Here is a 23,668-nt window from a genome sequence, read left to right as displayed (position 1 = left end):
CCGTGACCCAGGACCTGGGGAGCGCGGAGGCGGCGGCCGGACTGACGGTCCACGGCGCGGAGGCGATCGACGCCTCCGCGCCCGGCTCCACCCGCGCCGCCCTGGTCGCCGACGACGCCCCGCGCCGGCTCGCGACCAAGGACGCCACCCTCTGGGGGCCGGACGCGCAGGCCGAGGCGTCGAAGCGGCTCGGCTGGGTGGACACCCACCAGCGCAGCCGCGAACTCCTCCCCCAGCTCGCCGAACTCAAGGCCGAACTGGCCGACCTCGACCACGTCGTACTGGCCGGGATGGGTGGCTCGTCGCTCGCCCCCGAGGTCATCGCCCGCACCCTGGGCCGACCGCTGACCGTGCTCGACACCACCGACCCGGGCCAGGTCCGGGCCGCCCTCGGGGACCGGCTGCTGAACACCGTCGTGGTGGTCGCCAGCAAGTCCGGCTCCACGGTGGAGACCGACAGCCACCGGCGGGCGTACTGGCAGGCGTTCCTGGACGCCGGGCTGACCGAGGCCGAGGCCGGACGGCACTTCGTGATCGTCACCGACCCCGGCTCCCCGCTGGCCGACACCGCCGCCCAGATGGGGGCCTTCGTTGTCCTCGCCGACCCGAACGTGGGCGGCCGGTACTCGGCGCTGACCGCGTTCGGCCTGGTCCCCTCGGCACTGGCCGGGGTCGAGGTGGTCGAACTGCTGGACCAGGCCGAGGAACTGGCCGGGTCGCTCGCCGGGGACAAGGACAACCCCGGCCTCGCACTCGGCGCCGCGCTCGGCACCGCCGCCACCGTGGGCCGGGACAAGATCGCCCTGATCTCGGACGGCACCGGCATCGAGGGGCTCGGCGACTGGGCCGAGCAGCTCATCGCCGAATCGACCGGCAAGGGCGGCGTGGGCATCCTGCCGGTGGTGGTGGAGTCGCCGCAGGTACCCGGCGCGACCGGGTCGGACGTACTCACCGTCACCTACGGCGGTGCGCTCACCCCGGGCACCTCGCCGGGCGCCGGAATCTCCCCCGACCTGGCCGTGAACGGCCCGCTCGGGGCCCAGTTCCTCGCCTGGGAGTACGCCACCGCGCTGGCCGGGGTGGTGCTCGGCATCGACCCGTTCGACCAGCCGAACGTCACCGAGTCCAAGGAGAACACCAACCGGATCCTGGACGGCGGACTGCCGGCCGAGACGCCGTCGTTCACCGCCGGTGCGATCGAGGTGTACGCCCCCGCCGGTGCCCCGGGCGACCTGCCCGGTGTGCTCCGCTGGCTGCTCGACGGCCTCGGCTCGGACGGCTACCTGGCCGTGATGGCGTACCTCGACCGGTTCGGCGACGCCGACGCGGGTCAGGTACGCCCACTGCTCGCCGGTGCGAGCGGTCGCCCGGTGACCTTCGGCTGGGGACCTCGGTTCCTGCACTCGACCGGCCAGTACCACAAGGGTGGCCCGCAGGTCGGCTCGTACCTGCAGATCACCGGGGCGGTCGCCGAGGACCTGCCGGTGCCGGGCAAGCCGTACACCTTCGGTGAGCTGCAGGCGGCGCAGGCGGCCGGCGACCGGCAGGCGCTGGCCGGCCGCAACCGTCCGGTGCTGCACCTGCACCTGACCGACCGGGCGGCGGGCGTGAGCCAACTCCTCGACGCGGTACGAGAGCTGCGGAGCTGAGATGAGCCCAGGGCTGAGCAAGGAAGGAGACGCCGTGAACCCGCTACGCGATCCGCAGGACCGGCGGCTACCTCGCATCCCGGAGCCGGTGGCTCTGGTGATTTTCGGCGTGACGGGTGACCTGGCCCAGAAGAAGCTGCTGCCGGCCGTGTACGACCTGGCGAACCGGGGGCTGCTGCCCCCGGGCTTCGTGGTGCTCGGGTTCGCCCGGCGGGACTGGGGGGACGGCGACTTCGAGTCGCTGGCCTACCAGGCCGCGCGCAAGGGTGCCCGTACGCCCTGGCGGGACGAGGTCTGGGCTCGGCTGGCCGGCAACATCAAGTTTGTCGGCGGCTCGTTCGACGACGACGAGGCGTTCGACCACCTCGCCGAGACCCTGGACGACTTGCGCACCACGCACGGGATCGCCGGCAACGCGGCGTTCTACTTCTCCATCCCGCCGGCCGCGTTCCCGATCGTGCTCAAGCAGCTCGCCCGGACCGGGATGGCGGACAACGCCAAGTCCGGCGGCTGGCGGCGGGTCGTGGTCGAGAAGCCGTTCGGCTCCGACCTGCCGTCGGCGAAGGCGCTCAACGACCTGGTCGACGACGTCTTCACCCGCGAGGACGTGTTCCGCATCGACCACTACCTGGGCAAGGAAACCGTCCAGAACATCATGGCGCTGCGGTTCGCGAACAACCTGTTCGAGCCGCTCTGGAACTCCAAGTACGTCGACTCGGTCCAGATCACCATGGCCGAGGACGTCGGGATCGGCTCCCGGGCCGGTTTCTACGACTCGGCCGGCGCCGCCCGCGACGTACTCCAGAACCACCTGTTGCAGTTGCTCGCCCTGGTGGCGATGGAGGAGCCGACCAGCTTCGACGCCGCCGAGATCCGGGCCGAGAAGCTCAAGGTGCTGCGGGCGATCACCATCCCCAAGGACGTCGCCACCGGGACCGTACGCGGGCAGTACCTGCCCGGGTGGGTGGCCGGACAACGGGCGGTCGGTTACCTGGAGGAGAAGGACATCCCGCCGGACTCGACCACCGAGTCGTACGTCGCGGTCCGGCTGGGCATCCAGAACCGGCGGTGGGCCGAGGTGCCGTTCTACATCCGGGCCGGCAAGCGGCTGCCCCGCCGGGTCACCGAGGTGGCAATCATCTTCAAGCGGGCACCGCACCTGCCGTTCAACGCCACCGACATGGAGATGCTGGGCAACAACCAGCTCGTCGTGCGGGTGCAGCCGGACGAGGGCGTGGTGCTGAAGTTCGGCGCGAAGGTGCCCGGCACCACCATGGAGGTCCGCGACATCGCGATGGACTTCCAGTACGGCGAGGCGTTCACCGAGTCCAGCCCCGAGGCGTACGAGCGGCTGGTGCTCGACGTGCTCATCGGGGACCGGACGCTCTTTCCGGACGCGGCCGAGGTGGAACAGAGCTGGCAGGTCATCGACCCGCTCGAAGCCGCCTGGCGGGGCACCCGGCCGGAGCCGTACCGGGCCGGCGAGTGGGGGCCCCGGGCCGCCGACGAGCTGCTGGCACGAGAGGGCCGGGCATGGCGGCGGGCGTGAGCGTGCGTACCGCCGGGCTCGGCGAGCAGACCAGGAGGCTCCTTTGATCGGCCTATGGGACACCACCGGCAACGAGGTGGTGAAGGCGTTGGCCGCGGAGCGGCGCAGCGCGGGCGGGGTGGCCAGCGGGATGGCGCTCACGCTCATCGTGGTGGTGGACGAGAAGCGGGTCCGCGAGGCCGAGGCGGCGGCCACCATCGCCGCGGCGGCGCACCCGTGCCGGCTGCTGGTCGTGGTCCGCTCGGACGTCGAGCGGGAGCAGAGCCGGCTGGACGCGGAGATCGTCGTGGGCGGCCGGCTCGGTCCGTGCGAGGCCGTCGTGATGCGGATGTACGGCCGGCTCGCGCTGCACGCCGAGTCGGTGGTGATGCCGCTGCTGGTCCCGGACGTACCGGTGGTCACCTGGTGGCACAGCGAGCCGCCGCCGCAGATCGCGAACGACTTCCTCGGTGTGGTCGCCGACCGGCGGATCACCGACGCGGCACAGGCGATCAACCCGGTCGACGCGCTGCGTCAGCGGGCGGTCGACTACGCCCCCGGTGACACCGACCTGGCCTGGACCCGGATCACCCCGTGGCGCACCCTGGTGGCCGGCGCGTTCGACACCACCGCGGCCAGGGTCACCGACGCCACCGTGGTGGCGCCGAGCACCGACCCGACGGCGGCCCTGATGATCGGCTGGCTGACCGCCCGGCTCGGCGTCGCGCCGCAGTGGCAGGACACCAACGAGTACGCCCGGATGCGCTCGGTCGAGCTCGACTGCGCCAACGGCGACCGGCTGGTACTCACCCGGGAGAACAACACCGCGACCTTCGAGCGGACCGGGCAGGCGGACCGTCACCTGCCGCTGACCCGTCGCCCGCTCGGTGACGAGCTGGCCGAGGAGCTGCGGCGCCTCGACGCCGACCAGATCTACGCCGAGGCGCTCAGCGCGAGCACGGGCCTGACCGGCCTGGACGCGCGACCGGGGCAGCGGGTGCACATCTGGAAGGACCCGACGCCGCCGCGTCGGCCCGCCGTACCCGCGGGTGCGCAGGGCAGCACTGCGGCACCGGCCGGACCCGGTGGATCCGCGACGTGAGCGAGACCAGTGTTGAGGTACATGCCGACGCGGCCGTACTCGCCCAGGTGGTGGCGGCCCGGTTGGTGGTCAAGCTGATCGACGCGCAGGCGGACCGGGGCGAGGCCGGGGTGGTGCTGACCGGTGGTCGGGTCGCCGCCGCGGTTCTCCTCGCGGTACGGGACCTGCCGGCCCGGGACGCCATCGACTGGTCGCGGGTCGACGTCTGGTGGGGTGACGAGCGGTTCCTGCCGTCCGGTCACCCGGAGCGCAACGAGACCCAGGCACGGGCCGCGTTGCTCGACGTACTGCCGCTGGATCCGAACCGGGTGCACGCGATGCCACCGTCGGACGGGCCGGACGGGCCCGATCCGGAGGCGGCGGCGGCCCGGTACGCGGCGACCCTGGAGGCCGCGGCACGGCCCGGTACGGCCTCCCTGCCCCACTTCGACGTACTGATGCTCGGGGTGGGCGAGGACGGCCATGTGGCCTCGGTGTTCCCGGAGCACCCGGTGGGTTACGAGACCCGCCCGGTCAGCGCCGTACGGGGCAGCCCGAAGCCGCCCCCGATCCGGATCACGCTGACCCTGCCGGCGATCAACACGGCCGAGGAGGTCTGGTTGGTGGCGGGCGGCGCCGACAAGGCACGGGCGGTCGGAATGGCTCTGGCCGGCGCCGGCGCGCTGCAGTTGCCGGCGGCCGGCGTACACGGGGTGGAGCGCACCCGGTGGCTGCTGGACCGGGCGGCGGCGACCGAGGTCAAGCCGACCTTCCGCAGCCTGCGCTGAGCCGACCCGCGGCCGGGCCCGACGGTGTGACCGGGGGCCCGGCCGTGATGGGTCAGTGCTCGCCGCGGCGGCGACGCAGCGCGGCGAGCGCCTCGTCGAGCAGGGCCGCGCCGTCGGCGTCGCTGCGTCGTTCCTTCACGTAGGCCAGGTGTGACTTGTGCGGCTCGGCGCGGAGCCGACCCGGCGGGTTGTGCACGTCCTGCCCGGCCGGCTGGCCGCAGTGCGGGCAGTCCCAGGTCTCGGGCGGTGCCACCTCGGCCGCCAGCAGGATTTCCACCATGTGCTCGTTGGCACACCAGTAGGTGACCGGGCGGCGGGGTGCCGGTTCGGACCGGCCGGTCGGACGGGCGGGCCCGGCGCCGACCCTGGTACCACGGATTGCGCTGCTCACGCTGCTCGCTCCTGTCGTCGGAGGGGGACCACCACCGGTGCCGGTGGCGGCGTGTTGCGACGCGGTGCGACAAAACGGCTGCGCGCGGCCCGTTGGTACGGACCGCGCGCAGTTGTTGCGAGTTGCGGCAGGCAGTCAGCTGGACATGGCGAGCTTGAGCCAGAGGCCCAGGCCGACAATACAGGCAAACCAGACAACGCCCACCAGAACCGTGTAACGGTCGAGGTTCTTCTCCGCCACCGACGAACCGGCCAGGCTGGAGCTCACCCCGCCGCCGAACATGCTCGACAACCCGCCACCCTTGCCGCGGTGCAGCAGGATGAGCATGGTGAGCAGCACGCTCGTGATGACCAGCAACACGATCAACGTGTATGCGAACTGGATCGGAAGCATGGTAAGGGTCAGTCCTCTCGTGACGGGCCCGTCAACAATAGCGGCCGGCTATGCGGTGATGTGCTCCGGGAACCGGCAGATTTTCGCGAACTCCTCGGCGTCCAGGCTCGCGCCGCCGATCAGAGCGCCGTCGACGTCCGGCTGAGCCATGATCGACGCGATGTTGGAGGACTTCACCGAGCCCCCGTAGAGGACCCGAACCTGGTCCGCGGTGGCCCGGCCGAACGACTCCGCGATCCGCTCGCGGACGGCCCCACAGACCTCCTGGGCGTTCTCCGGGGTCGCCGTCTTGCCCGTGCCGATCGCCCAGACCGGCTCGTACGCGACCACGACCTGCGCCACCTGCTCCGGGGTGAGCCCCCGCAGGGCGGCGTCGAGCTGGTCGCAGCAGTGCACCACGTGGCGGGACTCCTCGCGGACGTCCAGCCCCTCCCCGATGCAGAGGATCGGCGTGATCTCGCTGCCGAGCGCCGCCACGACCTTGGCGTTCACCACGACGTCGTCCTCGTGGTGGTACGCCCGACGCTCGGAGTGCCCGACCACCACGTACTGGCAGCCGAGCTTGCTCAGCATCGGTCCGGAGATGTCCCCGGTGTAGGCCCCCGGCGGGTACGGCGACAGGTCCTGCGCGCCGTACCCGATCAGCAGCTTGTCGCCCTCGATCGCGGTCTGCACGCTGCGCAGCGAGGTGAACGGCGGCAGGACCACCGCCTCGACGTCGGTGAGCTGCTGGGCGTTCAGCCGGAACGCCAGGTCCTGGACCAGCTTGTTGGCCTCGAAGTGGTTCAGGTTCATCTTCCAGTTGCCGGCCATCAGCGGCCGGCGTACGGGAGTAGCCATCATTGCTCCAGGGCGGCGATACCGGGGAGGGTCTTGCCCTCCAGGTACTCCAGCGAGGCACCCCCGCCGGTCGAGATGTGACCGAACGACGACTCGTCCAGGCCGAGTGCGCGTACCGCGGCGGCCGAGTCGCCGCCACCGACCACCGTGAACCCGTTCACCGCGGTGATCGCCTCGGCGACGCCCCGGGTGCCGGCCGCGAACGCCGGCATCTCGAACACGCCCATCGGGCCGTTCCAGAAGACCGTCTTGGCGCCGCTGATCACCTCGGCGAAGGCGGCCACCGTACGCGGGCCGACGTCCAGCCCGAGCCGGTTCTGCGGGATCGACTCCGCCGGCACCGTCTCGTGCTCTGCGTCCGGCGCGAACGCCGTCGCGGCCACCACGTCCAGCGGCAACACGATCTTGCCGTCGGCGCGGGCCAGCAGGTCCCGGCAGGTGCCGACCATCTCCTCCTCCAGCAGCGAGGTGCCGACCCCGTGGCCCTGGGCCTTGAGGAAGGTGAAGCACATCCCGCCACCGATGAGCAGCCGGTCGACCGTCGGCAGCAACGCCTCGATCACCGCCAGCTTGTCGGAGACCTTCGACCCACCGAGCACGACCACGTACGGGCGGTCGGGCTCACCGGTCAACCGGGAGAGCACCTCCACCTCGCGCAGCACCAGCCGGCCGGCGACGTGCGGCAACCGCGCCGGTACGTCGAACACGCTGGCGTGCTTGCGGTGGACCGCGCCGAACGCGTCGTCGACGTACGCCTCGGCGAACCCGGCGAGCTGGTCGGCGAAGGCACCCCGTTCGGCCTCGTCCTTGCTGGTCTCGCCCGGGTTGAACCGCAGGTTCTCCAGCAGCACCAGTTCACCGGAGGCGATCGTGTCGACGGCGGCGCGGGCCGACTCGCCCACGGTGTCGGTCGCGAAGGTCACCGGCGAACCGAGCAGCTCGGCCAGGCGGTCACCGACCGGGGCGAGGCTGTACTGCGGGTCCGGCGCGCCCTTCGGCCGCCCCAGGTGCGAACAGACGATGATCGCCGCGCCCGCGTCCCGCAGGGCGGTCAGGGTCGGCAGTACCGCCCTGATCCGCCCGTCGTCGGTGATCGCCCCGCTGGCCTTGTCGAGGGGGACGTTCAGGTCGGCGCGTACGAGCACCCGCCGACCCGACACCCCCTCGGCCAGCAGATCGTCGAGGGTACCGATGCTCACAGCGAGGAACCCACCAGCTTGACCAGGTCGACGAGCCGGTTCGAGTAACCCCACTCGTTGTCGTACCAGCCGACGACCTTCACCTGGTTGCCGATCACCTTGGTGAGGCCGGCGTCGAAGATGCAGGAGGCCGGGTCGGTGACGATGTCGCTGGAGACGATCTCGTCCTCGGTGTAGACCAGGATGCCCTTGAGCGGGCCCTCGGCGGCGGCCTTGAGCGCGGCGTTGACCTCTTCGACCGAGGTCTCGCGGCGGGCGGTGATGGTCAGGTCGGTGGCCGAGCCGGTCGGGATCGGCACCCGCAGGGCGAAGCCGTCGAGCTTGCCCTTCAGCTCCGGCAGGACCAGGCCGATGGCCTTCGCGGCACCGGTCGAGGTCGGCACGATGTTCAGCGCGGCGGCGCGGGCCCGGCGGAGGTCCTTGTGCGGACCGTCCTGGAGGTTCTGGTCCTGGGTGTAGGCGTGGATCGTGGTCATCAGACCCTTTTCGATGCCCACCGTGTCGTTGAGCACCTTCGCCATCGGCGCGAGGCAGTTCGTGGTGCACGACGCGTTCGAGATGATGTTGTGCTTCGCCGGGTCGTACAGGTCGTGGTTGACGCCCATGACGACCGTGAAGTCCTCGTTCTTCGCCGGAGCGGAGATGATGACCTTCTTGGCGCCGCCGTCGATGTGCGCCTTCGCCTTGGTGGCGTCGGTGAAGAAGCCGGTCGACTCGATCACGACGTCCGCGCCCAGGTCGCCCCACGGCAGCTTGCTCGGGTCCTTCTCGGCGAACGCCTTGAAGGTCTGGCCACCGACGGTGATCTCGTCGGCGGTCGCCTTCGCCTCGTGCGGCAGGCGGCCGAGGATGCTGTCGTACTTCAGCAGGTGCGCCAGCGTGGCGTTGTCGGTCAGGTCGTTCGCGCCGACCAGCTCGATGTCGGCGCCCGAGGCGAGCACCGCACGGAAGAAGTTACGGCCGATTCGGCCAAAGCCGTTGATGCCAACCCGGATGGTCACAGGCCATCTCCTCGCAGTCTGGTCCGACGGCGTTCAGCCCGATCGCCGTCGGAAGTGTGCGCGCCGACCGCAGGAGTCGGCCGCCGATAGTAATCGGCCACCCCGCCGCGGTCCGAGGACCTGACCGCCCGAGGCGGTGAATACGGCGCGAGTAACCGGTTCCGGCCCCGTCGCCGTACGCTCGGTACCTTATCGGAGCGGGGGTCGCCTCGTTGCGTCGGGGCGTAAACCCACCCCCGTCGGGGGATTTTTCGGGCACTGTCGAGGTGGGACGGCCTGCGCCGACCCACCCGCGGCCGAACCCTCAGACGGCCAACATGTCCGGCGTGACCGCCGCCTCGGTGTCCGGGATGCCCAGGTCCCGCGCCCGCTTGTCGGCCAACGCCAGCAGCCGCCGGATCCGCCCCGCGATCGCGTCCTTGGTCAGCGGCGGGTCGGCCAGCGCGCCCAGCTCCTCCAACGACGCCTGACGGTGCTCCAGCCGCAACTGCCCGGCCGAGGTCAGGTGGTTGGGCGCCTCCTCGGCGAGGATCTCCAGCGCCCTGGTCACCCGGGCGGCGGCGGCCACCGCGGCCCGCGCCGAGCGGCGCAGGTTCGCGTCGTCGAAGTTGGCCAACCGGTTGGCGGTGGCCCGTACCTCGCGCCGGACCCGGCGTTCCTCCCAGGCGAGCACGCTGGCGTGGGCACCGATCCGGGTCAGCAGGGCGGCGATCGCGTCACCGTCCTTGACCACCACCCGGTCGACGCCGCGTACCTCGCGGGCCTTGGCGGTGATCCCGATCCGGCGGGCCGCGCCGACCAGGGCCAGCGCCGACTCCGGGCCGGGGCAGGTGATCTCGAGCGCGCAGGAGCGGCCAGGCTCGGTCAGCGAGCCGTGCGCCATGAACGCACCCCGCCAGGCCGCGACCGCGCAGCAGACGTTCGCCGCCACCACGTGCGGCGGCAGACCGCGTACGGGCCGACCCCGGACGTCGAGCAGCCCGGTCTGCCGGGCCAGCGCCTCCCCGTCCTTGACCACCCGGACGATGTAGTGGCTGCCCTTGCGCAGCCCACCGGAGGCGAGTACGTGAATCTCGCTCGGGTAGCCGTACACCTCGGCCACCTCGCGGCGCAGTCGCCGGGCGACCGAGCCGGTGTCCAGTTCCGCCTCCACCACCACCCGCCCGGAGACGATGTGCAGGCCGCCCGCGAACCGCAGCAGGGCGGCCATCTCCGCTCTGCGGCAGCAGGGTTTGGGCACGTCGACCCGGCTCAGCTCGTCCTTGACCGCAGCTGTCATCGCCATTGTCGTCACCTCGTGGCCGGTTCCGGCATGATGCCGGTGATTCGTACGTGCTTAACGATCGGCGCCCAGGACAGGCACCAGCGCGGCTCCCAATGCATCGGGATCGTGTCGTGGGCTGCCGTCCTGGACAGCCACCGGAGCGAGCACCAGCCGCGCACCCAGCGATTCTGCCGCACGATCGACCGGTTCGGGGTCACCTACGGCTTTCCCGTCGGCAAGAACCAGATCGACCCGCAGTTCCGGCAGGTACCAGCGCAGCGCGGCCAGGTGGTCCGCCACCGACAGGCCGAGCGTCTCCTGCTCGCTCGCCAGGTTCAGGGTGACCAGCCGGCGGGCCGGGCTCGCCACGATCGCGGCGGCCAGCTCCGGCACCAGCAGGTGCGGGATCACGCTGGTGTACCAGCTACCCGGACCGAAGATCAACCAGTCCGCCTCGCCGACCGCGACGACCGCCTCCCGGCAGGCCCTCGGTCCGGACGGGGTCAGCCGCACCGACTCCACCCGTCCCGGGGTCACCGCCACCGCGTGCTGGCCGCGTACGGTCTGCACCGCCTCCGGCCGGGTCGGGTCGGTGCCGCGTACCCGCGCCTCGATCCCGATCTGCTGGCAGGACATGGGCAGCACCCGCCCGATCGCGCCGAGCATCGCCCCGGCGTGGTCGAGCGCGGCGACCGGGTCGCCGAGCTGCTCCATCAGGCCGAGCAGGACCAGGTTGCCGACGGCGTGCCCGGCCAGCGGGTCCTCGTCGGGCGGCCGGTTGCCCCCGGCGGTGAACCGGTGCTGGAACAGCTCCGCGCTGCGCCGGGTGGCCGGGTGCTCGGCGGCCAGGGCGACCAGCGCCTGGCGCAGGTCACCCGGGGGGAGCGCGCCCCGCTCGGCGCGCAGCCGGCCACTGGAGCCGCCGTCGTCACCGACGGTCACCACCGCGGTGATGTCCAGTTCGAGGTCGGGCGCGCACCGGCGCAGGGCCCGCAGGGACGCCGACAGGCCGTGGCCGCCACCGAACGCGACGACCTTGATCGCCGTCACTCGCGGCCCAGGTCGCGGTGCTGGGCGTTGGCGGCCAGCCGGGCCTGGCGCAGCCGGCTGGCGAGTTCCTCCGCGATCGCCACGCTGCGGTGCTTGCCGCCGGTGCAGCCGACCGCGACGGTCAGGTACCGCTTGCCCTCACGCTCGAAGCCGGGCGCGGTCGCGTTGATCAGGCGGGCGTACGTCTCGACGAAGGTCGTCGCACCATGCTGGCCCAGCACGTACCGGCTCACCGCTTCCTCCCGCCCGTTGTGCTCGCGCAGCTCCGGTACCCAGTACGGGTTCGGCAGGAACCGGGCGTCGAGCACGAAGTCGGCGTCCGGGGGCAGCCCGTACTTGAAGCCGAAGGAGAGCACGGTGACCTTGAGCCGCCGGGCGTCCTCACCGCCGAAGAGCTCCTCGATCCGGCTGCGGAGCTGGTTGACGTTGAGATGGCTGGTGTCGATGATCACGTCGGCCTGCTCGCGGGCCTCCTCGAGCAGGCCGCGCTCGACCGCGATGCCGTCGGCGAGCCGCCCGTCACCCTGGAGCGGGTGCGAGCGCCGGACGCTCTCGAAGCGGCGGATCAGCACCTCGTCGTCGGCGTCGACGAAGACCACCCGGGGCTGGAAGCCGCGCTCCTTGAGCGCCCGGATGGCCCCGGACAGGTCGGTGGAGAAGGCGCGACTGCGTACGTCCAGCACCATCGCCGTCTGCCGGGTGGTCCCGCCGGCCTGGAAGGCCAGCTCGGCCATGTCCAGCATCAGCGCCTGCGGCAGGTTGTCCACCACGTAGAAGCCGACGTTCTCCAGGGCCCGGGCCACCGTGCTGCGACCGCCGCCGGAGACCCCGGTGACCACGACGAGATCGGTCTCGGACCGGCTCGGCACCGCGTCGGCCGCGGTGTCCTCCGAGCGTGATCCGTGCGCGCCGCCGCGCTCGCTCACCTGTTACCCCCAAGCCGCGCGCGTACGACGAACGCCGATCGTCGATCGGCACCGTGCTCGCGGGATCGATGTATAGTCACCAGTCACTGTCCCAGGCCGCCGAGCCCCCCATGTGTGGAGTGTGCCCGTGGAAGAAGCCGAGGATCAGCGTCGCTACCACGTAGTTGTCAACGACGAAGAGCAGTACTCTATCTGGCCGGTCGGGTCCGAGCCGCCACCGGGTTGGCAGCGGGCCGGGGTCGAGGGTGACCGGGCGACCTGCCTGGCCCACATAGACGAGGTGTGGACCGATCTGCGTCCGCGGGGCCTGCGGGAGTGGCTGACCGCCAGGGTGTGATCCGGTTCGCAACCGCGAGCGGGCGTCTCGATTGTTCGAGGCGCCCGTTTTTGTATGCCAAGACGGGAATGAGCAGCGCGCCCGCGAATGCACCTTGGATCCGTACGGAATCATTAATCTTCTTTTGTTTTTTGCAACGAATGGCGGCCACCCGGGCCGACCGGCAACCACGATGGACCCCACCGGGTCCGGCATTCTTGAATGGGTACCCCCAACACGGACAGGGCCGGGTAACGACAACTTCGTGGCTTTTTGTCATAGAGAATGTGGTCAAATCGGCTCCTATCTCCCTACCTGACGCCACGCTGGCCCGGTCGCGCCCCAGTGTTGACAGATCTGAATGGCTCTCGTATTTTTTTGGGCACCCCCGATACCAGCGCGAAATCTTCCACCTTTCCGACCGCCTCGCGATGCCCTCGTGTGCCCGACCGAGCACCGGCGTGCATTAACCGGCGACATTTCATGGTGCGCCGACAAAGCAGGCCGCATCACTAAAGGAGGAAAGCAGACCGTGCGGTCGACCAGCAGTAGCGCAACCGAGGTCGATGACGACCAACCGAACGCCGCGCAACCAGACGGTGAGTGCTACGACGTACTGGCTTTGCAGCAGGGACTGCTGTTCCACAACCGCTTCGAGCCCGGCTCGGGCGTCGACATCCTCCAGGTCGTGATCGACTGGCCGGAACCGCTCGACCAGGTCGTCATGACCGCCGCCTGGCAGGCCGCGACCCGGCGTCACCCGGCCCTGCGGACCACGTTCAGTTGGCTCGCCCAGGACCGGGCCACCCAGCGGGTGCACCCCGAGGTCACCATTCCGGTGCACCGGTACGACTGGCGCGACGAGAGCACCGACGGCCCTCCGGACCGGCAGGCGCGACTGGACCGGTTCCTCGCCGTCGACCGGTCCCGCGAGTTCGACCCGGCGACCGCCCCCCTGGTCCGGGTCGGCCTGATCGAGCACGCGGCCGACCGGCACACCATCGTCTTCAGCCTGCACCATGTGATCCTCGACGGCCGCTCGGTGCACCTGCTGCTGACCGAGGTGTTCAACGAGTACGCCGCGATCGTCGCCGGGAACACCCCCGTACCCGTGGCCCGCCGGCCGTTCCAGGACTTCGCGGTCTGGGCCGGAGAACGGCCGCTCGCCGCCGACCAGCGGTTCTGGCGTACCCGGCTGAGCGGGGTCACGGTGCCGACACCGCTGCCACTGCGACCGGCCGCCGACATCCCGCCGCGCGAACCGGACTCGGTACGGGAACTCACCCGTACGCTCGACCCCGCCGACAGCGCCGCCCTGGAGCGGACCGCGCAGGCGGTCGGCGTACCGCTGAGCACCCTGGTGAACGCCGCCTGGGCGGTGCTGCTGCACCGGTACAGCGGCGAGCAGGACGTGGTGTTCGGCGCGGTCCGGAGCTGCCGCCGGGGCAGCATCGAACAGGCCGACACGATCATCGGCATGTTGATCAACACGGTGCCGCTGCGGATCGACGTGCACCCCCGGCGGACGGTACGGGACTGGCTGGTCGAGGTACGGGCCCAGATCGACGCCGTCCGGTCCCACCAGGTCGCCCCGCTCACCGCCGTACAGCGCTGGAGCGAACTGCCGCCGAGCGAACCGCTCTTCGAGAGCCTGCTCATGTACGAGCACCGCGACCTGCAGACCGCGCTGCGCGGCTCGGTCCCGGACTGGAACGGGCGTACCGCCCGGGTGCTCCGGCACCCCGGTCCGCCGGTGACCGTCTGCGTCTTCGGCGAACCGGTACTGCGGGTGCTGCTCTACCACGACCGGCGCCGGTGCACCGACGCCGCCGCCGACGCGATGCTGCGCCACTTCACCAACCTGCTGGTCGGCCTCGCCTCCGGGCTGGACACACCGGTGGCCGCGCTGCCGCTGTTCGACCCGACCGAGGAACACCGGCTCACCCGCGAATGGGCCGGCCACGACCGGCTCGCCGACACCGCCACCGAGGCGACCGGCACCATCGGTGACCGCTTCGCCGAACGGGTGCGGGAACGACCCGACGCGGTCGCGGTGACCGGAGTGGACGGCACCCTCACCTATGCCGAACTCGACGCACGCGCCAACCAGCTCGCCCACCTGCTGATCCGGCGCGGGGTCACCCCGGACCAGCAGGTGGCGGTCGCCCTGCCCCGGTCCGTACGGCTGGTCCTCACCCTGCTGGCCGTGGTCAGGGCCGGCGCGGCGTACCTGCCGCTCGACCCGGCGAACCCGCCGGCCCGGACCGGGGATCTGCTGGCCGCGGCCGGCGACCCGGTGGTGCTGACCGCGACCGGCGTCGGCCCGGCCGCGATCGGGGGCGCTCCCCCGCTGCCCGACGGCGCCCGGACGATCGACCTCGACCGGATCGACGCCGAACTGGCCGGACTTCCGACCACCGCCCCCGAGCGCCCCACCCGGCCGGAGAGCCTGGCCTACGTCAACTACACCTCGGGCTCCACCGGGACACCCAAGGGTGTGGGCGTGCCGCACCGGGCCGTGCTGCGCCTGGTGCACGAGCCGGGCTACCTGCGCCTCGGCCCCGACCAGACGGTCCTGCACCTCGCCTCGGCCGCCTTCGACGCCGCCACCCTGGAACTCTGGGGCAGCCTGCTCAACGGCGGTCGTCTGGTGGTCGCCCCGCCCGACCCGCTCGGGCCGGCGGAGATCGCCCGGCTGCTGCGGGCCGAGCGGATCAGCGTGCTCTGGCTGACCGCCGGGCTGTTCCACCAGGTCGTCGAGCAGGACCCCGGCGCGCTGGCCGGAGTGGACCAACTGCTGGCCGGCGGCGACGTGCTCGACCCCGGCGCGGTCCGCGCCGCACTGCGGGTCCGCGCCGGTCGACCCCTGGTCAACGGGTACGGGCCGACCGAGAACACCACCTTCACCTGCTGCCACCCGATGACCGACCCGGCCGCCGTACCGGCACCGGTGCCGATCGGGCGGCCGGTGCCCCGCAGCACGGTCTACGTCCTCGACGGACTGCTCCGGCCGGTCCCGGTCGGGGTGCCCGGTGAGCTGTACACGGGCGGCGACGGCCTGGCCCGGGGTTACCTGGGCGAACCCGGCCGTACCGCCGAGCGGTTCCTGCCCGACCCGTTCGACCCCCGCCCCGGCGCCAGGATGTACCGCACCGGGGACCGGGTCCGGTGGAGTCCGGACGGCACGCTGGAGTTCCTCGGCCGGATCGACCGCCAGGTCAAGATCAGAGGCTTCCGGGTGGAGCCGGCCGAGGCGGAGGCGGTCCTGCGGGCCCACCCGCTAGTCGGTGAGGTCGCCGTGGTGGTGCACGGTGACGGCGAGCGCCGCCGGCTGGTCGCGTACGTCAGCCCCGGCTCGGTCGGTACGGCGACGCTGGACGAACCGCAACTCGACGCGTACGCGGTCGCGCACCTGCCCGTCTACCTCCGCCCGGCCGGGTACGTCCTGCTGCCGAAGCTGCCGCTCAACCGCAACGGCAAGGTGGACCGGAACGCGCTGCCCGCCCCGACCCTGACTGCTCGGCCGGCTCCGGAGCGGCCGTTGACCGACCCGACCCAGGTCCTGCTCGCCGCCCTCTGGGGCGACCTGCTCGGGGCCGAGGTGGGCCGGGCCGAGGACGACTTCTTCGCCCTCGGCGGGAACTCGCTGCTCGCCACCCGGCTGGCCTTCCTCGCCGCCGAGCGCTTCGGTGTCGACCTGCCGGTGCGCGCCGTGTACGACCAGCACAACCTGGCCTCGCTCGCCGCCGAGATCGACCGCCGGCGGGCCACCCCCGAACCCCCGCCGGTACGCATCACCGCCCGCGACCGGGGCGCCTACCGCACCGGCACCGCCACCCTCACCACCCCGCGACCGGCACCGGTCAACGATCCGCTGCCGGCGTCGACCGGCGACGGACAACCGGCGCCGGTGACCGAGCCGGTCGCGGAAACCGTCCCCGGTCCGGCGCACCTGGTCCGGCCCGGCGCCGGGCCGTGGGCGATGTGGCGGTGGGTCGGGCTGCGCGCCGCCGGCTTCCCGGTCGGGCCGCTCACCGGACTCGGCGACCCCGAACACGTACAGCAGACCGATGCCGTACTGGCCGGCGAGGACCGGTTGGCGGAAGTGCGCCGGGCCCTCGCCGACAACCTGCACCGGGCCCGCCGGGCCGCCCCGACCGAGCAACGGTCCCGCTGGAACCGGGCCGATCGGCAGGTCCGCCAGGGGGTGGTCCCGGACGAGCTGCCACCGGTGGCCGATCCGGCGCTGGCCGCCCTGCTGGCCGAGAACCGGGCCGCGCTCGCCGACGCCGTCGACCGGGTACGCACCGACCGGCTGGCCTTCGCCCGGTCACATGAGCGGGCCAGTGCCCGGCGGAGCGCCGGACTGCGCGCCGCCGCCGCCGACCCGCTCCTGCGCGAGGCAGTCACCTGGCAGAACCGGCACGCCCTGCGTACCGGCCTGGACCCGCTGCTGCACCGGACCGGGCCGGTCGACGGCGAACCACCGGCCGCCCGGGACTCCAAGCACCGGCAGCACGAGGCACTGGTCGCCACCTACCTCCAGCGGTACTGCGTCAAGAACGACACCATCGGCTTCTTCGGCCCGGTCGGCTGGGCCACCGTCGCTCCGGGCGGGACCGGGCTGCGGATCGAACACGGCCCGAAGCCGCTGGCCGCCCGTACGGTCTACTTCGAGAACTGGGCGATGAGCGGGCTCGCGGACGCGCTCACCGAACGCGACCCACGGCTCGCCCCGTGGCTGATCCCGCGCCGGCTGCCGTTCCTGAGCGTGCTCGACGACCACCTGCTGCTGCCGCTCACCCCACCGGCACCGCTGCCCCCGGTGACCGCCCGGCTGCTCGCCGCCGCCGACGGGACGCGTACCGCGTTGGAGATCGCGGCCGAGCTGGTCGCCGACCCGAGCACCGGGCTGACCTCGCCGGACGAGGTGTACCGGCTGCTGGCCGAGCTGCGCGACGCACACCGGGTGACCTGGTCGCTGGAGGTGCCGAAGGAGGACCTCTTCCCCGAGCGGGCGGTCCGGAAACGGCTCGACGCGGTCACCGACCCCGCCGTACGCGAACCGGCGCTGCACGCCCTCGACGACCTGGTCCGGGCCCGGGACGCGGTCGCCGCGGCGGCCGGCGACGCCGACCGGCTCGGCGCCGCCCTGGCCGGACTCGACACCACGTTCACCGAGCTGACCGGCGCCGCCGCGACCCGCCGGGCCGGCAGGGTGTACGCCGGCCGCACCCTCGTCTACGAGGACTGCCGGGCCGGGGACCGGGTGACCCTCTCCACCGACCTGATGGGCACCCTCTGGCCGGCGCTGAGCCTGCTGCTGGAGAGTGCCCGCTGGTTCACCTTCGCCGGGACCGCCCTGTTCGGCCGCGCCTGCCGGGAGCGGTACACCGAACTGGTCGGCCGGACCGCGCAGACCACGGTGCCGTTCGCCGACTTCTGGCTCTGGGCCAACGACCTCCTGTTCGACCTGCCGGAACGGCTGATCGCACCGGTGATCCGGGGGTTGCAGGACCGGTGGAGCCGGCTGCTGCCGGACCTCGACGGGCAACGGCGGATCCAGCTCGACTCGGCGAGCATCGCCGACCGGGTGGCCGCCGCGTTCGCCGCACCCCGACCGGGCTGGATCGGCGCGTACCAGCACTCGCCGGACGTGATGCTGGTCGCCGACGGCACCGAGGCGATCGGCCGGGGCGACTTCCAGTGGGTGGTGGGCGAGGTCCACCCCGGGGTGAACACACTGCGCTCCGCCCTGTTCATGGCCCAGCACCCGCAGCCGGAGGAGCTGGTCGCCGCGATGCGGGCGGACCTGCCCGGCGCCCGGGTCGTGCTGGCCGCGACCGGCGAGGAGGGCGGGGCACCGTCCCGGCTGACCGACAAGCTGATCACCGACCGGGACCTGCGCCTGGTCTTCGGGCACGACAGCTGCGGACTGGATCCGCGTACGGCGGTCGCGGTGGCGGACTGCGTACTGGAGTCGCGGGACGGGACGCTGACCGTACGGACCCGGGACGGCAAGTACGCCCTCCCGCTCACCGAGGTTGTCGGCGAAGCCCTGATGCTGCAACTGATCCAGCGTTTCGACCTGCTCCCGCCGGCCGACCACCGGCCCCGGATCACCGTCGACCGGGTGGTGATCGCCCGGGAGAACTGGCGCTTCGCCGCCGCCGGACTCGACTTCGCCCGTACTGCCGACGAGGCTGAGCGGTTCCGCGAGGTACGCCGCTGGCAGCGCGACCGCGGCCTGCCCCGGTACGTCTTCGTCAAGACCCCGGTGGAGAAGAAGCCGTTCTTCCTCGACTTCGCCAGCCTCGCCTCGGTCGACGGCTTCGCCCGCGCGGTGCGCCGCACCGTCGAGGGCGCCGGCCCGGACGCGTCCCTGCGGCTGAGCGAGATGCTGCCGACACCCGAGCAGCTCTGGCTGACCGACCCGACCGGCGGTCGCCGGACCGCCGAGTTCCGGCTGGTCGCGGTCGACACCCGCCGGCCCGATGCGACGGAACCCGGACCGGGAGCGTGACGTGAGCACGGGTGACCACCTCCCGACCACAGGCACCAAGGAGAGCTGATGACCGGTGAGACCTTCGTCCTGCCCGCCTCGTCGACCCAGCGTCGGCTGTGGATGCTGGACCAGCTGAATCCGGGCTCGGCGGAGTACAACATCGCCTGGTCCGTACGGCTGACCGGCGAGCTGCGGGTGGACGCGCTGGAATCGGCGCTGAGCTGGCTGGTCGAACGGCACGAGGTGCTGCGTACGACCTTCACCTCGGTCGACGGCGAACCGGCGCAGCTCGTCAGCCCACCGTGGCCGGTACGGCTGCCGGTCACCGAACCGGCCGGCGACGCCCCGACCGGGGCGGCCGAGGTGCTCGACGCGGAGAGCCGGGAACCGTTCGACCTGACCGAGGGCCCGCTGCTGCGGGCCCGGGTGGTCCGGCTGGCTCCGGACGACCACCTGCTCGTGCTGGTGGTGCACCACATCATCGCCGACGGCTGGTCGTTCGAGACCGTCTTCGCCGAGCTGGCGCACGGCTACCGGGCCGCGGTCGCCGGGGTGGAACCGGACCTGCCACCACCACCGATCCAGTACGCCGACTTCGCCGTCTGGCAACGCGAACAGGCCGGAAGCTCCGCGTTCGCCGACGACCTCGCCTTCTGGCACGACGAGCTGGCCGGTGCGCCGACCCTGCTCGACCTGCCCGCCGACCGGCCCCGCCCGCCGGAGCAGTCACCGGCCGGTGGCCTGGTCACGTTCGAGATCCCGGCAACCCTGTCCACCGGCGTACGCGGACTCGCCCGGGACGCCGACGCCACCGAGTTCGCGGTCCTGCTCGGCGGGTTCCAGGCACTCCTGCACCGGCTCAGCGGCCAGCAGGACCTACTGGTCGCCGTACCGGTCGCGGGGCGGAGCAGGCCGGAGACGCAGGGGGTCGTCGGGTTCTTCGCCAACACCCTGGCGCTGCGCGGCCGGTTCGAGGAACGGACCACCTTCACCGAGCTGCTGCGCGGCGCCCGGAGCAGCGCGATCGCCGCCCAGTCCCACCAGGACGTGCCGTTCGAGGAACTGGTCGACCTGCTCTCCCCGCAGCGCAGCCTGGCCTTCTCCCCCGTCGTGCAGGTGATGTTCGCGCTGGAGGAGACACCCGCGCCGGTCGAGGTGGCGGGGCTGCGGATCGCCCCGGAACTGCACGAGAACGGAAACGTCAAGTTCGACCTCACGCTCACCATCGAGCAGCGGCCGGACCGGCTGCGGGGGCGGCTGACGTACCGGACCGAGCTGTTCGATCCGGACAGGATCGACCGGTTCGCGAGCGCGTACCTGGCACTGCTGGAGGCGGCGGTCGCCCAACCCGCGACCCCGATCGCCGAGCTGCCGCTGCTCGGCCCGGAGGCCCGGGACGAGATCGTCGCCGGGTGGCGGGCACAGGAGGCGGTGGCGCCGCCGTACGCCTCGGTCGCGGAACTGTTCGCCCAGCACCCGCCGGCCGACCCGGACACGGTCGCGGTGGCCGCGCTGGACGCCACGTTGACGTACCGGCAGCTCACCACCGACCGCAACCGCCTCGCCCACCTGCTGCGCGAGTACGGCGTCGGCACCGACGTACCGGTCGGCCTCTGCCTGTCCCGGGGCACCGGCGTGCTCACCGCGATGCTCGCGGTCTGGCAGGCCGGCGGCGGTTACCTGCCACTGGACCCGGAACTCCCGGTCGCCCGGCTGATCGGAATGGCGACCGCCGCCGGCACCCCGGTGGTGCTCACCGACCGGGCCAGCGTCGCGCGTACCGGTAAGTGCTGGCCGGCCGGGACCCGGGTGATCCAGCTCGACGACCACGAGGTGACCGCCCGGCTGCGGACCCTGCCGTCGACCGCGCCGGAGCAGACCGGGCACCCGGACAGCCTCGCCTACCTGCTCTACACCTCCGGCTCGACCGGTGTCCCGAAGGGCGTGGCGGTCACCCACGGCTCGGTGGTCAACCTGCTGGTCGGCTTCGAACGGCTGCTCCGGCTCACCCCCGACGACCGGGTCGCCGCGATCACCACCATCGCCTTCGACATCTCCGTCGTCGAGCTGATCCTGCCGCTGCTCGCCGGCGCCCGGATCGAACTGTTCGACAGCCGGCTCGCGGTCGACGCCGCCGCGCTCCGCACCGAGATCGCCAACCGGGCCGTCACCGTCGTACAGGCCACCCCGGCGAGCTGGCGGATGCTGCTCGCCGCCGGCGGGGTGCCGTCCGGCGTACGGCTGCGGATCAGCGGCGGCGAGGCACTCACCCGCGACCTCGCCGACGCCCTGCTGACCGACGGCGCCACCCTGGTCAACGGGTACGGCCCGTCGGAGACGAGCATCTACTCCACCGCCGGTCCGGTCGGTACGCACGGCCCGGTCGACCTCGGCGACCCGGTCGCCAACACCCGCCTCTACCTGCTCGACCCGGCCGGTCTTCCGGTGCCGGTCGGTGCGGTCGGCGAACTGCACCTGGGCGGGCTCGGGGTGGCCCGGGGCTACCACGGCAGCGCCGCCCGCACCGCCACCAGCTTCCGCCCCGACCCGTGGGGCGGCCGACCCGGTGCCCGCCTCTACGCCACCGGCGACCTCGCCCGCTGGTTGCCGGGCGGCCGGCTGGAGTACCTCGGCCGGGCCGACCAGCAGGTCAAACTCCGTGGCTACCGGATCGAACTCGGTGAGATCGAGGCCGCCCTGCGGGCCCAGGACGCGATCCGGGACGCGGTCGTGGTCACCTGGCGGGCCAGCGCCGAGGACGTCCGGCTGGTCGGGTACGTGGTGCCGACCGAAGCCGAAGCCGACCCGGCGGCGCTCTGGTCCCGGCTGCGCCCCGCGCTCGCCGGCCAGCTCCCCGAGTACATGCTGCCGGCGACGCTGGTTCCGGTGGACCGGTTCCCGCGTACCGGCAGCGGCAAGATCGACCGTCGGGCCCTGCCGGAGCCGGTGTGGCGGGAGACCAGCGGCGCCGGGCAGGTGGCACCGCGTACCCCGGCCGAGGAGGGGTTGGCGGTGCTCTGGCGCGAGGTCCTCGGGCTGGCCGACGTCGGGGTGCACGACAACTTCTTCGCCCTCGGTGGGCACTCGCTCACCGCGACCCGGCTGATCGCCCGGATCCGCGCCACCTTCGGGGTCGACCTGCCGCTGCGCCTGCTCTTCGCCGCACCGACCATCGCCGAACTCGCGCCGCTGGTCGCCGACCCGGCCACCGCCGAGGGCGAAGCGACCGGTACGGCCGACCGGGTCGCGGCCGGTGGGCCGAGCGCCCAGGACCTGCTCGCCTCGCTCGACGACCTCTCCGACCGGGAGATCGACGAGCTGTTGGACACGCTTATCGCCGAGGAGGGCTCATGACGGCCACGCCGTCCCCGACCGACCGCCGGGACCGTGCCGTGATCATCGGTGCCGGCCTGGCCGGCTCACTCGCCGCCGTCTACCTGGCCCGACGGGGCTGGGCGGTGGACGTCTACGAACGGCGCGACGACCCCCGGCTGACCCCGGCCGGTGCCGCCGGACGCTCGATCAACCTGGGGCTCTCCGCCCGTGGCATGCGCGCCCTGCAGGAGGTGGGGCTGCTCGCCGACGTACTCAAACGGAGCGTGCCGATGCGCGGGCGGGTGGTCCACTCACCCGACGGGACGGTGAGCTTCCAGCCGTACGGGGTGCACGGCCACCAGATCCTGCACTCGGTGCTGCGCGACGAGCTGATCGCCGTACTGGTCGACGCGGCCGAGGCCCAGCCCGGTGTGCGTTTCCACTTCGGCTGGCGGCTGCACGGGCTGGACCGGGAGGTGTCGACCGTCGCCGTGACCCGGCTCGCCGACGGCACCACCGAGGAGGTGACCGCGGACCTGGTGGTCGGCGCCGACGGGGCGTTCTCCGCCGTACGCCAGCAACTGCACCACGGTCAGCGGGCCAACCACAGCCAGGAGTTCCTGGACTGGGGCTACAAGGAGCTGACCATCCCGGCCGACGACAACGGCCAACCCCGGGTACGCCTGGAGGCGCTGCACGTCTGGCCCGGCGAGCACGGCCTGATGGTGGCCCACCCCAACGTGGACGGCTCGCTGACCTGCACCCTGTTCCTCCCCTTCGAGGGCCCCCGAAGCTTCGCCACCCTCACCACCCCGGACACCGTCCGCGCCTTCTTCCGGCAGAACTTCCCCGACGCGCAGGAGTTGATGCCCCGCCTGGTCGAGGAGGTGCTCGAACACCCGACCGGTCAGATGGTGACCGTACGGACCAGCCCGTGGCGGCACGGCGACCGGGTGGTCCTGGTCGGTGACGCCGCGCACGCCGTCTACCCGTTCTACGGGCAGGGCATGAACGCCTCCTTCGAGGACTGCCTGGTGCTCGACCAGTGTCTGGACCGGCACGCCGACCGGGGGGCGGCACTGGCCGCGTACGAGGCGGCCCGCCGGCCGCACACCGACGTGCTCGCCGAGCTGTCCACCCGCAACTTCGTCGAGCTGCGCGACCGGGTGCACCGCCCGGCGTACGCGCTGCGGGCCGGCGCGGACCGGGTGCTCAGCCGCCTGCTGCCGGCGTACTGGACGCCGCTTTACACGATGGTCGCGCACACCACCACTCCGTACGCCGAGGCACTGGCCCGGTCCGGCCGGCAGGACCGGCTGCTCCGCGCCGCCGCGACCGGCGGTGCCCTGGCACTCGGCGCCGGGCTGCTGCACGCCGTGACCCGGTCGGTACGCGCCCGCCGGACCCCGGGGCGGTGAGGAA

The 23,668-nt window shown here is 72.5% G+C and carries 16 protein-coding genes; 8 read left to right on the top strand and 8 right to left on the bottom strand.

The window, feature by feature from the left end:
• Positions 1-2: 2 nt before the first annotated feature.
• The 4 genes from OIE47_RS24995 to pgl are packed head-to-tail and all read left to right on the top strand — an operon-like array spanning position 3 to position 5,046.
• Complete coding sequence (locus OIE47_RS24995; protein WP_326563235.1) at positions 3-1,649, top strand: glucose-6-phosphate isomerase; 1,647 nt, start codon at positions 3-5, stop codon at positions 1,647-1,649.
• Between the two features lies 1 nt (position 1,650).
• Complete coding sequence (gene zwf / locus OIE47_RS24990) at positions 1,651-3,198, top strand: glucose-6-phosphate dehydrogenase (protein WP_326556954.1); 1,548 nt, start codon at positions 1,651-1,653, stop codon at positions 3,196-3,198.
• Between the two features lie 43 nt (positions 3,199-3,241).
• Complete coding sequence (locus OIE47_RS24985; protein WP_326556953.1) at positions 3,242-4,279, top strand: glucose-6-phosphate dehydrogenase assembly protein OpcA; 1,038 nt, start codon at positions 3,242-3,244, stop codon at positions 4,277-4,279.
• Positions 4,276-5,046: a 6-phosphogluconolactonase gene (gene pgl / locus OIE47_RS24980; protein WP_326556952.1), complete on the top strand. Its 771-nt coding sequence runs from the start codon at positions 4,276-4,278 to the stop codon at positions 5,044-5,046. Before OIE47_RS24985 ends, pgl begins: the two co-directional genes overlap by 4 nt.
• A 52-nt stretch (positions 5,047-5,098) precedes the next feature.
• On the opposite strand, the gene OIE47_RS24975 is transcribed toward pgl, so the two are convergent.
• The 8 genes from OIE47_RS24975 to rapZ all read right to left on the bottom strand — a co-directional run bounded on the left by OIE47_RS24975 (position 5,099) and on the right by rapZ (position 12,053).
• Complete coding sequence (locus OIE47_RS24975) at positions 5,099-5,437, bottom strand: RNA polymerase-binding protein RbpA (RefSeq protein WP_326556951.1); 339 nt, start codon at positions 5,435-5,437, stop codon at positions 5,099-5,101.
• Positions 5,438-5,572: 135 nt separating this feature from the next.
• The gene (secG, locus tag OIE47_RS24970; RefSeq protein WP_326556950.1) at positions 5,573-5,830 is read right to left on the bottom strand and encodes a preprotein translocase subunit SecG; all 258 of its coding nucleotides are present in this window, start codon (positions 5,828-5,830) and stop codon (positions 5,573-5,575) included.
• 48 nt (positions 5,831-5,878) lie between these two features.
• Positions 5,879-6,670, bottom strand: coding sequence for a triose-phosphate isomerase (gene tpiA, locus OIE47_RS24965; RefSeq protein WP_326556949.1), 792 nt, complete (start codon positions 6,668-6,670; stop codon positions 5,879-5,881).
• Positions 6,670-7,869 carry a phosphoglycerate kinase gene (locus tag OIE47_RS24960; RefSeq protein ID WP_326556948.1) on the bottom strand — a complete coding sequence of 400 codons (1,200 nt, stop codon included), beginning with the start codon at positions 7,867-7,869 and terminating at the stop codon, positions 6,670-6,672. Before OIE47_RS24960 ends, tpiA begins: the two co-directional genes overlap by 1 nt.
• Positions 7,866-8,870, bottom strand: a complete 1,005-nt coding sequence (gene gap / locus OIE47_RS24955) for a type I glyceraldehyde-3-phosphate dehydrogenase (RefSeq protein WP_326556947.1) — start codon at positions 8,868-8,870, stop codon at positions 7,866-7,868. The genes OIE47_RS24960 and gap overlap by 4 nt, the downstream gene beginning before the upstream one ends.
• Before the next feature lie 304 nt (positions 8,871-9,174).
• Positions 9,175-10,155 (bottom strand): DNA-binding protein WhiA, encoded by a 981-nt coding sequence (whiA, locus tag OIE47_RS24950; protein WP_326556946.1) that lies wholly within the window; start codon positions 10,153-10,155, stop codon positions 9,175-9,177.
• Positions 10,156-10,206: 51 nt separating this feature from the next.
• Positions 10,207-11,184 carry a gluconeogenesis factor YvcK family protein gene (locus OIE47_RS24945; RefSeq protein ID WP_326556945.1) on the bottom strand — a complete coding sequence of 326 codons (978 nt, stop codon included), beginning with the start codon at positions 11,182-11,184 and terminating at the stop codon, positions 10,207-10,209.
• Positions 11,181-12,053, bottom strand: a complete 873-nt coding sequence (gene rapZ, locus OIE47_RS24940; RefSeq protein ID WP_326563234.1) for an RNase adapter RapZ — start codon at positions 12,051-12,053, stop codon at positions 11,181-11,183. Before rapZ ends, OIE47_RS24945 begins: the two co-directional genes overlap by 4 nt.
• 184 nt (positions 12,054-12,237) lie before the next feature.
• Between rapZ and OIE47_RS24935 the strand changes: the two genes are divergently transcribed.
• The 4 genes from OIE47_RS24935 (at position 12,238) to OIE47_RS24920 (ending at position 23,664) form a co-directional block, all read left to right on the top strand.
• Complete coding sequence (locus tag OIE47_RS24935) at positions 12,238-12,447, top strand: MbtH family protein (protein WP_326556944.1); 210 nt, start codon at positions 12,238-12,240, stop codon at positions 12,445-12,447.
• Positions 12,448-12,958: 511 nt separating this feature from the next.
• Positions 12,959-18,949 carry a non-ribosomal peptide synthetase gene (locus OIE47_RS24930; RefSeq protein ID WP_326556943.1) on the top strand — a complete coding sequence of 1,997 codons (5,991 nt, stop codon included), beginning with the start codon at positions 12,959-12,961 and terminating at the stop codon, positions 18,947-18,949.
• A gap of 48 nt (positions 18,950-18,997) precedes the next feature.
• The gene (locus OIE47_RS24925) at positions 18,998-22,285 is read left to right on the top strand and encodes an amino acid adenylation domain-containing protein (RefSeq protein WP_326556942.1); all 3,288 of its coding nucleotides are present in this window, start codon (positions 18,998-19,000) and stop codon (positions 22,283-22,285) included.
• Complete coding sequence (locus tag OIE47_RS24920) at positions 22,282-23,664, top strand: FAD-dependent oxidoreductase (RefSeq protein WP_326556941.1); 1,383 nt, start codon at positions 22,282-22,284, stop codon at positions 23,662-23,664. Before OIE47_RS24925 ends, OIE47_RS24920 begins: the two co-directional genes overlap by 4 nt.
• Positions 23,665-23,668 lie beyond the last annotated feature (4 nt).

It is taken from the genome of Micromonospora sp. NBC_01796, assembly GCF_035917455.1.
In the GTDB taxonomy this organism is placed as follows: Bacteria; Actinomycetota; Actinomycetes; order Mycobacteriales; family Micromonosporaceae; genus Micromonospora_G.
Note: the sequence above shows the minus strand (reverse complement) of the source record. Positions and strands in the feature narration are given on the sequence as shown.

Coding starts and splice junctions, on each gene's coding strand:
- zwf (WP_326556954.1), top strand. CDS start 1,651: ATGAGCCCAGGGCTGAGCAAGGAAGGAGACGCCGTGAACCCGCTACGC.
- secG (WP_326556950.1), bottom strand. CDS start 5,830: ATGCTTCCGATCCAGTTCGCATACACGTTGATCGTGTTGCTGGTCATC.
- tpiA (WP_326556949.1), bottom strand. CDS start 6,670: ATGGCTACTCCCGTACGCCGGCCGCTGATGGCCGGCAACTGGAAGATG.
- whiA (WP_326556946.1), bottom strand. CDS start 10,155: ATGGCGATGACAGCTGCGGTCAAGGACGAGCTGAGCCGGGTCGACGTG.
- OIE47_RS24925 (WP_326556942.1), top strand. CDS start 18,998: ATGACCGGTGAGACCTTCGTCCTGCCCGCCTCGTCGACCCAGCGTCGG.
- OIE47_RS24920 (WP_326556941.1), top strand. CDS start 22,282: ATGACGGCCACGCCGTCCCCGACCGACCGCCGGGACCGTGCCGTGATC.